The following is a 10,661-nucleotide window of genomic DNA, read 5'->3' on the forward strand; positions in this document are numbered from 1 at the left end:
GTTTAATTTGGAAGACCGAGATAAATTGCAAGTAAACCGATGGGCATATCTGCTTTCAATGTTGCGGAAATTCGTCTCAGAGATTCCGGGGAGGGGTGTTTCCACATAAATCCCAGCGCGGCCACAATCACTAAATCGACTCCAATCAGTACAACCCAGAAATATATTTCTTCGTAAATACCAAAAATATAAGGAAAAAATGTGAATAGGATTAAGCTAAGAAAAACGACGGTCGTAACTTTTAACGCGGTTTTCGTTCCAAACCTAAGTGGAAGCGTCTGTGCCGAGACCGTTTTATCAGCACTTTGGTCCTCTATATCTTTAATAATTTCCCGGCCCAAATGAAATAGAAAAGCAAAGCCGGCCGGAACTAACGCTCCGTGCCAACGGCCGACCGCTATCCCTCCGTAAACAAAAGCTGAGGCTGAAAACAGGCTTACTGCAATATTTCCAAGAAAAACAGTTTGTTTTAATTTTGCACTATAAAAAAAAAGCCCAATGGATGTAATTACCGTCACAAAAACTGCACTCGGAAAAATAAATATACTAAGAAAAACACCTAAAGCAAACAAAATAATTGCGAAACCTGACACGCTACTCAGCCTTACGGCGTTGGAAGGTAGCGGGCGAAGCGGCTTATTCACACGATCGATTTCCACATCAAAATAATCATTGATTACGTTCCCGCCTGCCATAATCAGGCTCCCCGAAACACAGGCGAGTACGACTTTCCCCAAAGGATAAATTGCCCCACTCAAGGAAGCACCGACCCAAATAGTCAAAGCGCCAATGAAAATATTAATGGGTCTAATGAGGAGAAAGTAGCTTTTTAGATTAAAATTCATTTATTAAACGTATGTGAACTTTTCCATTTGAGAGCCGGTCACCCTCCCCAAGGCCGTAGTCAATGCCGAAGAGTCCGAGGCGTGTCTCCAGTCTCAGGCCAATTCCGTAGCCTACTTTCCAATCCTGAATCGCGATCACCTCATTATTTTCCAGGGTCTCCCGGAAGAAATAACCGACATCAACGAAAGTAAAAAAACGTGAGTGTCTTCCTAAAAGATAGCGATATTCGAAGTTTGTCCAGGCGATGCGGGAGCCCCTGAATTGTTCTTCGCGGTACCCGCGCAGAGTCCGGGTGCCGCCAAACCGATAGTGCTCTGTTATCGGAATGACCGGTTCATCGCTGGTTACCTGGCGGCCATGAATTGCTAACGCGAGCACCTGCCACCTAAACAAAGAAAAATAAGTCTCAAAGTCAATCAATAGCCGTTTTTGGTGTGACGAGTTATCAAGATTTGAGCTTTCTTCCACGATTTTTCTTCCCCATTCAAAAGCAGATGTATAGTACAAACCTTTTCCTGGATTCAGCAAATTATCAAGAGTGTTATAAGAAACGCCGACAGCTAAATTTAATGAACTACTTTTGGGAATGCCAAACCGTAAACTTCCCAACGAATCCGGTGAAATATTCCGCTTTGAAAATTGTGAGAAAAACGACAGGTTTTCACTGAATAGAAAACGAAAATCGAGACCGAGGTTTCGCTGAACGTAGCTGGTGTCTTGAATGAGCTGTTCAAAACTAAATCCTGCATTCAGGGGAAACCCACCGACCCAAGGTTCTAAATAACGAAAGCGCAGATCCTGAGTTTTTTCTGTCTTGCGCTGCCAATGTGCTTCGATTTGCCTGCCGGTGCCAAAAAGATTTCCAAAGGAAATATCTAGCAGCCCGGTCACAAAGCCATCGTTCATTTGAGTTCCGGGATTGTATCCAACAACGCCGTCAAACCTGTTATATCTCCCCTCAGCAAGTTCAATTATTAGTTTCCCGGAATTGTTCTTAAGTAATTCAAGCCGCGGCGGATTTACCCATTTAAAATATCCCAGCTTTTGCAACTTTGGCTGGATTCTGTCAACGTTTCGCTGGTTGTAAATATCGCCAATTTCCAGAGGCAGCTCTCGAAGAATAACGGACTCATTGGTCTGTTCGTTGCCGACAATTTCGATCTCTGCGATGGTTATTTCTGGTCCTGGCTTCACTATTAGTTTTATATCAATTCGGGACTCGTTGGCTTCACCCGAACCACTGAACCTTAGATCCGCCACATTTACTTTACAGTAAGGATATCCTTTCTCTTCATAATATTTGAGAATAGATTCAATATCTTCTTGCAGGATTTTTTTATTTAACTCTGTTCCGGGCTGGGTTCTTAAGTCTTCTACCAGTTTCTGACCTTCATCAATTCCGCCAATTGAAATTAGATCTATTTTGATCTTCTTCCCCTGATTTACGTAAACCGAAACATTCGTCCGTGTCGAGTCCGGATTGAACTGAAACACGACAGAATCAAATTTGGCAAAGTAGAAGCCATTTTCTGTAAATTTTTCTAAAACTTCCCGGCTGCGGGTTTTTATAATGTCTTTAGAAACGAAATCGCCTTTACGGAGTTTAAACCAGTTTTGGATTTTGCTGCTACTGATTTTTATATTACCAATTATCCGGAGTTGATCGAGTTTCGGGTTTGGGGAGTGGTCATCTTCATATGAGAAAACTGGCTTAACGCTGAGCAGGAGCGAGAGCAAAAGGAAAGTGCAGGTCAAAAATGTTCGCAGAACTTTTCGATCCCAAACGTCAATTAGGCCATCTGTCGGTATTGACCTATGCATCCCCGATACCCTCGTTCCAACGCTCCTGCTTTGGAACGTATTGCTTGTGTCCCGGATAAGCGAAGCAGAGCTTCGAATCCAATTGCGTGCCCAAACTTGAGTTTGGGCACGCGGTGAGTAATAAACGATTCTATCCCGAAGCTTCGGGATGGCATTGCTACTATATTTATCCACTAAAAATACTCCTAAAAAAAGGCCCGCATTTCCACTCTGGCAAAATGCTGAGTTTTCGGTCGATCCGGCTCGTTGCGGCCAAAATAGCTCATCGATGCCTGCACATTACGGGATACGCGGTAATCAAAACTAAAATTCCATCTCAAAGTCGTTCCAGCTCTTCGGCCACCGGTAAGCTCAAAAGGGATGAGCCGATTGTTTGGCGAAACGTCAACTTTAACCCATTCAATCTCTCCTCTGAGTCGGCCTTTGTTGCTGAGCGAGTAATTGGATCTCGGTTTAAAAGAAATCAAATTGGCCCTGGTCTGCGGGTTGAGTACAATATCCCGGTTCCGGCTGACCTGACTTCGCAATCCAAGCTCCAAACGCCTTTGCGGACGGTAAACGAAATTCAATTCCAATTTATCCGAACGCACTTTTCGGTCCTGCCGGGACATCGACTGAAAAATTCGGTCCTCAAGTGCATTAATGAATTCGACTTGCGCGCTTGTTTTATTTGAGAACCGGTAGAGTACTCTAAATCTTCTTTCAAGCACTTGCCGCTGCTGGCCGCCATCGACAAACTGGTTGTTTAATTCGAAGCGATTTCTGTAACGATAACGAATTGAAAACTTTCTGCTCTTTTCCCAAAGAAAGACGTCTTGCCGAAACTCCCTACTGCCAAAAATCGTACTGTCCTGTAGAAAATGATCTAGTTGTAGGAAATAGATTTTTGCAACATCTTTTTCTTTGGTCCTTTCATCAATTCTCACAAACGTTTCGCTTGAAATCGGCGACAAAGCTTTTTGTAGAAATCCTTTGTTTCGCGACTTAAAAAACCTCTTTGGTGCAAATCGTAAATCAGCTCTAACTCTTAATCCAATCACAGGTCTAAAATTTTTGGTTGTAAAAAGCCGACGAACAAAGTCGCCAAACGGGTCCGGTTCAAACTCATTCAATTCTTCATTAAACCTGAAATTGCCGCCGCCCTCCTTGACTCTTAAAAAGACTTCCTCCTGCAGTGCGACTTGTGTGTTTGAAGCCTGGTAATAAAAATTGCTCCTGATGCCGCCATTACGAGGTGAAAACCCGACTCGAATATCAGCGAGATCAGTGCGAGTATCTTGAATGCTGTCGTCTGAAAACTCCCGCTCACGATGAGTATAGGAAGCCGTCACATTGAAAGCACGCCAGTTCCTCAATGAGAGAGCATAGGTCTGCGTTTTTGCGATCGACTTTGGTGAAAATGTTTGACCCAGCCGATCTTTGTCATCGCGAACATTATATTTTGCCGACGTGGTTAAAGATTTGAAGGGTGAAATAACCAGGCCAGCCGTGTAAGAATCAAACCGAAAACCCGAGTCAACCGAATCTGTTTGCGAATCTTTTCTAATCTCACCTTCATATTCAAAACTCGGTTTAACCCTTTTCCAGTCGTATTCGGCGCGTCCCCTCTGTCTAAACCAGGTACTTTCCTGTTTGATATTTCGATCATTTCGATCAATAAATTCCATAAAGTAATTTGCCTTGGGCAGGTTCTTTTTATCCAGAATCGTCTGAAATTCCCAGCGATTCGACTTAAAAAAAGAAGATTTCGACAACCGTCCGACGCCGCCCTGAAAGGTTACCCCGGTTAAAGGCAAGTAACTGCCGCGAAACTCCGCGATGTTTTCTTGCGCACTTGAAACGGAATTTGAAATATTCCAGCGTCGATTAAATTCTGCAATGGTGGTTCGGTCAATATCTCGAAAATTCTCAGCTTTTTTTCGCAACTTCCCGGAAAAACTCAATCTTCCTAAATTCTTTCCACCTAAAATAATGTTTTCCGGCTGAAAATTTAGATTAACAGAATAGGCTGACCCTTGATTCGTAGCGTTATCTCTTGCGGAATAAATATTGCCATCAAAGTCACTCACGGCCAGCTCACTCTTAATATTAAAAAAAGGTGTTGGAGAAAGTTCTAAATTCAAGCCCGCGATGTCGTGCCGTTGCGCTTTTGGCAGAATAATAAATGGCTTATAGCTCCCTCTACTTTCGCCTGCAAATTCGAACCGTCCCAGGCCAATATTTCGATAGTCGCCCTGGTTCTCTCCAAAAAACGAAAAAGATACAATATGATCGCCCAATCCAGGTCCGACATAAATAAAGATCCCGGTCGAATCCATAATGTAAGCCCCGCTGTCTTGCCCAACAGACCTCCAACCGGGAACGACCGCTAAGCTGTCACCGGCGGCTTCGAGAATGGCCAATCTTTCCTCGTCCAATTCAAGATTCAGTGGACTGTCTTTATCATCGCTTTCACGAATATATGTTGCTCCGAATTTTACTTTGTCACCGAATAGCTTATATTGCCCACGCGCTGCAAAGAAGTCCCGTTGAAAACTCTCGGCCGAAAACTGAAAATCGACAGTAATGCGTGAGTCAGAAGTAATCAGGCGGTGTCGGGTGAACGTGATCTGGCCATTTCCATAATCGATGACATAATCATAGTTTTCGCCGCGGGCCATCCGTCCTCCATCAACCCAAACTCTTTCCGTGCCGGCAAGAACAATGATATTGATTTGACCATCCGTTCCCTGCAACTGATACGGCCCCTGGTTGCCCTCCTGACCTAAAAATTCATGGGTCGTAAATTGTCCTCTTGAAACCGCGGCTGAAAGAGTCACTGAATAGTTTTGAAAATCGGCCTGGCCCATAATACCTTCCAACTTTCGGCTATATCTGGTGAATTCGCTGCCTTGAAGGTCCAGATTGTAATCGCCGAGAGTCGCCTGCAGGTTGGGTCCTTTGATTTTTACAAATACTTTATCGATTTCCTGAAGCGTCTGTGTATTTCCTTCCGGTTGAATCGGTGTGTTTTGATCGGTCAGCGAAGCAACAACCTCCACATTATCAGTCAACTGTCCCGAAATCTGCATTCGCAGTCCGGAATCAACTTGCAGGTTCTGATTGGAACCGACAGAAATCCCACGGATGATGCTGCCGCTTTTTCTTAATTGTGATCCTATAATGTCGCGCGAAACTTGCTTCGGTTGCGGTTGACTATTTTCTGTCGAATTGGCGGAATCATGGGATTTTTCATTCTCGGGTTTTGCTAAAATGATTTCACGATGGGAGTATTCGGTTTTTAGAGAGAAGGGGAATATTTTATATTGAATCTTAATCAGACTTTTGTCTGAAGGCGGCTTTTTAAAATTTAGCGTCCCGGTTAAGTAGTCCAAAGAGTAGTCGTGTTCATTCTTAAGCAGAACCGAATCGATCCAAACCTTTTCTGAATAAGGAATAAGAAGGCTGTCGTGAAGCGGGAAGGAAAGTATTAAGCTATCGGCAATTAAAGTAATTTCCTTTTCAAATAGAGAAAAGCCTTGCCGGAGATCGCCATTCGATTGGGGAAACAGGAAAACCGGAAACAAAACGAAGCTTACTGCGGATAAATACTTTGCCTTAAAAAACTTTGAAAAACCTGGTCGCTCAGTCACAATTAAAACTTACAAGTTATGATAATTTTGCTTCGATCTTTCGCCGTATTCAGTTAGTTCAAGAAAAGGTGTCATTTCGCCTCCGACACTTCGGGGGAGAAATCTTGTTACGAAGAACGCATAACTAACAAGATGTCTCGACAAAGCTTGCCCAGAACCTGTCGAAGGGCTCGCATGACTCCTTGGGTCACTTGCTGGGTTAACTGGATAGCCGTTTAGATCTTTTCAAATTAGATGTTTCAATTGTAACAAAAGACTGAGCAACCCTCCATATTTATTTAATTCTCAATTAATTCAAAAACCTGAACACGATTATTGCCCGAATCAAGAACATAAATTCGTCCATCGAATACCGCAACATCGACCGGATTCTTGAAAGCACCGATTTTTGAACCTTCGTCGCCCCAGGAATAAATGAGCCGGTGATTTTGATCAAACACCACCAAACGGTCATTCCCTGAATCCGCAACGAAGAGCTTGTTTTGAGACCAGATCATGCCTTGGGGGTTGTTTAGCACACCCTTTCCAAATTTTGAAACAAAATTCCCGAAGTAATCAAATACGACGATCTGATTTGCACTTTGATCCGAGACATAAATTAAGTTGCCCGGACTGACTTCAACTTTGGCGGGATGCTCAAGCTGGCCATCCCCCCAATTAAAATCTCCAAAACTGACAACTGGCTCACCAAGTGTGTTGAGTTTTAATATCCTATTATTTTCGTTATCGCAAATAAAAAGTTCTCCATGGGCAGACACATCGACGCCACTGGGAAATCCAAATTGCAAATTAGTTGAAAAGGTTTCCTCCGAATAGAAAGAGGAAATGTAGTTTAGTTTTTTATCATAGCGTTCAATTCGTTCATTATTGAAATCGGCCACAAAAACCTCCAAACCGGTCTTTGCCGTAATATCCAGCGGGCGATCGAATTGTTCGGTTTCCCAACCGAAACCGCCAAGCGTGAACACATACTCCCCTTTATTATTAAATTTCACGATTCGATTGTTTCCAGTGTCTATAATGTAAACTGAACCTTCCGGATCAATGGCGATTGCCTGGGGTCGCGAGATAGACAATCCTAATATGGGCGCTTCAGGAAAAGCAAATAGAAACTTTACGTTATATTCTGTTACGCTCGCAAAAGGGGCGCTAAAGAACAGTACAAAATTAATAAGGAGAGTAAGCATAGATATTTTAACCAACTTTGCTTTTTTTACTTAGTTTCAATTTGCGCTCAAAGATGTTTCCATAAAAAGCAAAAAGCCGTTTCCCAAACACTTGTTTGAAACGGCCAATTTAAAATCAAAACAACATTTTTCGGAAAGTGGACTAAACTTCCATGACTTCTTCCTCTTTTTTGGCTAAGATTTCGTCCACCTCTTTAATATATTGATCCGTGAGTTTTTGAATGTCATCCATTGTGGTGTGGTATTGATCTTCGGAGATTTCATGTTCCCTTTCTATGGATTTCAACTTATCATTGGTGTCTCTACGCACGTTTCGAATTGTGATTCTTCCTTCTTCAACCAGTTTGTGACAGAGCCGAACTAAATCCTTGCGCCGCTCTTCCGTGAGCTGAGGAATTGGAAGCCGTATAAGTATGCCGTCGTTGACAGGATTTAAGCCCAGGTCAGCTTTTTGAATAGCCTTCTCGATTTCAGCAATCAGGTTTTTCTCCCACGGCTGAATGGTCAGTAGCCGGGCCTCAGGAGTATTTACGTTCGCAACTTGTTTAAGAGGAACCATTGACCCATAATATTCGACCCTCACCGTATCGAGCATCGCTGGAGACGCCTTGCCGGTTCTGATTTTGGAAAGTTCGCTGCGGGTATTTTCCACGCCCTTTTGCATACGAGTTTCTGCGTCCTTTTGAATTTCTTTAATATCCATAATTAAGTCCCGAAAATTTTGGTTCCTAATTTCTCACCTTGAATAACTCGTTTTAAGTAACCCTGTTTTGTTATATTAAAAACGACGATTGGCAGTTTATTATCCATGCACAAAGTCACCGCTGTCGTGTCCATCACTTGCAAACGACGCTTGACTACTTCTAAATAACTCAATTCATCAAACCTCTTAGCATCTGCATTCAGGTTGGGATCTGAGTCATAAACGCCGTTAACTTTTGTCCCCTTTAAAATAACATCTGCTTCAATTTCTACTGCTCGAAGCGCGGCTGCGGTATCGGTAGTAAAATAAGGATTACCGGTTCCGGCTGCAAAAATAACGACCCGGCCTTTCTCCAAATGGCGGATTGCTCTTCGGCGAATAAAAGGCTCGGCCACTTCTTCCATGTTGATTGCGGTAAGTACGCGGGTGAAAACGTCAGTGCGCTCTAAAAAATCCTGCAAAGCCATCGCGTTGATCACAGTTGCCAGCATACCCATATAATCAGCGGAGACCCGATCCATCCCGCGCGCGCTCGCTGAAAGGCCGCGAAAAATATTTCCGCCGCCGATTACAATTCCCATCTCAACACCCATCCCGTTAACTTCTTTTATTTCACTCGCGATATTCTCAACAATTTTGGGATCTATGCCAAGTCCTTGCTCACCCATTAGCGCTTCACCGCTTAATTTGAGCAAAACGCGTTTATACTGAGATGGCGGCATGTAGTTTAAAGGTAGATTAATCTGAAGGAAACTAAGATCCTAGTTGATAGCGAACGAATTTTCTGATGTTGATATTCTCGCCGGTCTTCGTAATCACTTCTGCCAAAAGTTCTTTTATATTCTTACTCGGGTCTTTAATGTAACTTTGTTCCATCAAGGCGTTTTCCTGGTAAAATTTTTCTAATTTACCCTGAACAAAACGCTCGATTATGTTCTCAGGTTTGCCTTCATTATTTGCTTGAGTTTTATAAATCTCAAGTTCTTTGTCAATTTCTCCCTGCGGGAAATCCTCACGACTCACAACCCGGGGACCGGTTGCCGCAACTTGCATTGCTATATCGCGTGCAAAATTTTTGAAATCATCGGTCTTCGCAACAAAATCGGTTTCGCAGTTTATTTCAACCAAAACTCCCAACTGACTTCCCGCGTGAATATATGCTTCAACAAGGCCTTCATCGGTTTCACGGCCAGCCCTTTTCTCTGCAGAAGCGACTCCCATTTTCCTCAGCAGCTCAACTGCTTTATCGATATCACCATCAGTTTCAGTAAGAGCGCTCTTGCAATCCATAATACCGACTCCGGTACGTTCTCTTAGTGCCTTTACTTTATCAGCCGAAATTGTCATACGTCTAAATGCCTCCACCTAATCTTGTGATGTTTTTTCTTCAGCTTTTTCTTTAGCTATTTCTTCTGCTGCCTGCACTTCTTTTATTTTTTCAGCAATCGTTTCAAGCTCCCCAGCGTCTTGGGTGACAATGACTTCATCCTTTGGTGCTTCAGTACTCTCGGGAACGACTTCTACGGTACCTTCCTCAGACTCTGGTTCGACTCTTGAGCTCATTCCTTCGAGAACCGCGTCCGCAATTGCACGCGTTATGAGGCTAACCGATTTAAAGGCGTCATCATTTGCCGGAATAGGATAGTCCACAACCTCAGGGTCGCAATTTGTGTCAACGATTGCAATTAAGGGAATATTCAATTTGATAGCTTCTGCAACGGCAATGGTTTCCTTCTTCGTATCTACCACAAACATTGCTCCGGGCAATTTATTCATATCCCGAATACCGCCTAAAACCAAATCGAGCTTTTCTCTTTCTCGTTCAATTTTAAGAATTTCCTTCTTTAGAAGTTTGTCATATGTGCCATCAGTGGCCATTTTCTCAATGTGCTTCATCCGCCTGACGCTTTTCTTAATGGTAGTATAATTAGTAAGCGTACCACCCAGCCATCGTTCGTTTATGTAATATGAACTAGACCTTTCAGCTTCGTTCTTAATAATGTCTTTTGCCTGTTTTTTGGTGCCTACAAAGAGAATTCTCTCCCCTGATTTAGTAATGTCAATGATTGCCTGACTGGCTGTCTTCAAACATTCTAAAGTCTTTTTTAGATCGATAACATAAATCCCATTTCGCTCCATGAAAATGTACTTTTTCATTTTTGGATTCCATCTGCGGGTGAGATGGCCGAAATGTGAGCCTGCGATTAATAAGTCCGGTAAAGAAACGTTCATGCTTAACTCCTTCTTGGGTTGGTCCTCCACCGGCCGATTGTTAACCCATTTCCGGGCACCCAATAATTTAAGCCGGTGTGCGTTATGGTGTTTTTATCGTTTAGAAAATTGAAATCTTTTACGTGCTCCCGGCTGACCGGGTTTCTTTCTCTCCTTCATTCTGGGGTCACGGGTCAGGAATCCGGCGTGCTTTAATTTAGGCCGATACTCCTCGTCGATCTTGAGCAGCGCTCTGGCAAT

The 10,661-nt window shown here is 43.1% G+C and carries 9 protein-coding genes; all 9 read right to left on the bottom strand.

Going from position 1 to position 10,661, the window contains the following annotated elements; genetic code table 11:
* Positions 1-2: 2 nt before the first annotated feature.
* Positions 3-845 (bottom strand): geranylgeranylglycerol-phosphate geranylgeranyltransferase, encoded by an 843-nt coding sequence (locus IH879_04635; protein ID MCH7674223.1) that lies wholly within the window; start codon positions 843-845, stop codon positions 3-5.
* Positions 835-2,841: a BamA/TamA family outer membrane protein gene (locus IH879_04640; protein MCH7674224.1), complete on the bottom strand. Its 2,007-nt coding sequence runs from the start codon at positions 2,839-2,841 to the stop codon at positions 835-837. Before IH879_04640 ends, IH879_04635 begins: the two co-directional genes overlap by 11 nt.
* Before the next feature lie 11 nt (positions 2,842-2,852).
* Positions 2,853-6,299 (bottom strand): hypothetical protein, encoded by a 3,447-nt coding sequence (locus tag IH879_04645; GenBank protein ID MCH7674225.1) that lies wholly within the window; start codon positions 6,297-6,299, stop codon positions 2,853-2,855.
* A 278-nt stretch (positions 6,300-6,577) separates the two neighbouring features.
* On the bottom strand, positions 6,578-7,486 hold the full coding sequence (locus IH879_04650; protein ID MCH7674226.1) for an NHL repeat-containing protein: 909 nt from the start codon (positions 7,484-7,486) through the stop codon (positions 6,578-6,580).
* A 142-nt stretch (positions 7,487-7,628) separates the two neighbouring features.
* The gene (gene frr / locus IH879_04655) at positions 7,629-8,189 is read right to left on the bottom strand and encodes a ribosome recycling factor (protein MCH7674227.1); all 561 of its coding nucleotides are present in this window, start codon (positions 8,187-8,189) and stop codon (positions 7,629-7,631) included.
* Between the two features lie 2 nt (positions 8,190-8,191).
* On the bottom strand, positions 8,192-8,911 hold the full coding sequence (locus IH879_04660; protein ID MCH7674228.1) for a UMP kinase: 720 nt from the start codon (positions 8,909-8,911) through the stop codon (positions 8,192-8,194).
* Positions 8,912-8,942: 31 nt separating this feature from the next.
* Positions 8,943-9,536, bottom strand: a complete 594-nt coding sequence (tsf, locus tag IH879_04665; GenBank protein ID MCH7674229.1) for a translation elongation factor Ts — start codon at positions 9,534-9,536, stop codon at positions 8,943-8,945.
* Positions 9,537-9,554: 18 nt separating this feature from the next.
* The gene (gene rpsB / locus IH879_04670) at positions 9,555-10,421 is read right to left on the bottom strand and encodes a 30S ribosomal protein S2 (GenBank protein MCH7674230.1); all 867 of its coding nucleotides are present in this window, start codon (positions 10,419-10,421) and stop codon (positions 9,555-9,557) included.
* 93 nt (positions 10,422-10,514) lie between these two features.
* Positions 10,515-10,661, bottom strand: a 147-nt coding sequence (gene rpsI, locus IH879_04675) for a 30S ribosomal protein S9 (protein MCH7674231.1), incomplete at its 5' end; no start/stop codon positions are given.

It is taken from the genome of candidate division KSB1 bacterium, from assembly GCA_022562085.1.
In the GTDB taxonomy this organism is placed as follows: domain Bacteria; phylum Zhuqueibacterota; class Zhuqueibacteria; order Oceanimicrobiales; family Oceanimicrobiaceae; genus Oceanimicrobium.

Bases quoted from the DNA above. Each gene is read 5' to 3' on its own strand.
- IH879_04635 (MCH7674223.1), bottom strand. From the start codon at position 845: ATGAATTTTAATCTAAAAAGCTACTTTCTCCTCATTAGACCCATTAAT.
- IH879_04650 (MCH7674226.1), bottom strand. From the start codon at position 7,486: ATGCTTACTCTCCTTATTAATTTTGTACTGTTCTTTAGCGCCCCTTTT.
- frr (MCH7674227.1), bottom strand. From the start codon at position 8,189: ATGGATATTAAAGAAATTCAAAAGGACGCAGAAACTCGTATGCAAAAG.
- IH879_04660 (MCH7674228.1), bottom strand. From the start codon at position 8,911: ATGCCGCCATCTCAGTATAAACGCGTTTTGCTCAAATTAAGCGGTGAA.
- tsf (MCH7674229.1), bottom strand. From the start codon at position 9,536: ATGACAATTTCGGCTGATAAAGTAAAGGCACTAAGAGAACGTACCGGA.
- rpsB (MCH7674230.1), bottom strand. From the start codon at position 10,421: ATGAACGTTTCTTTACCGGACTTATTAATCGCAGGCTCACATTTCGGC.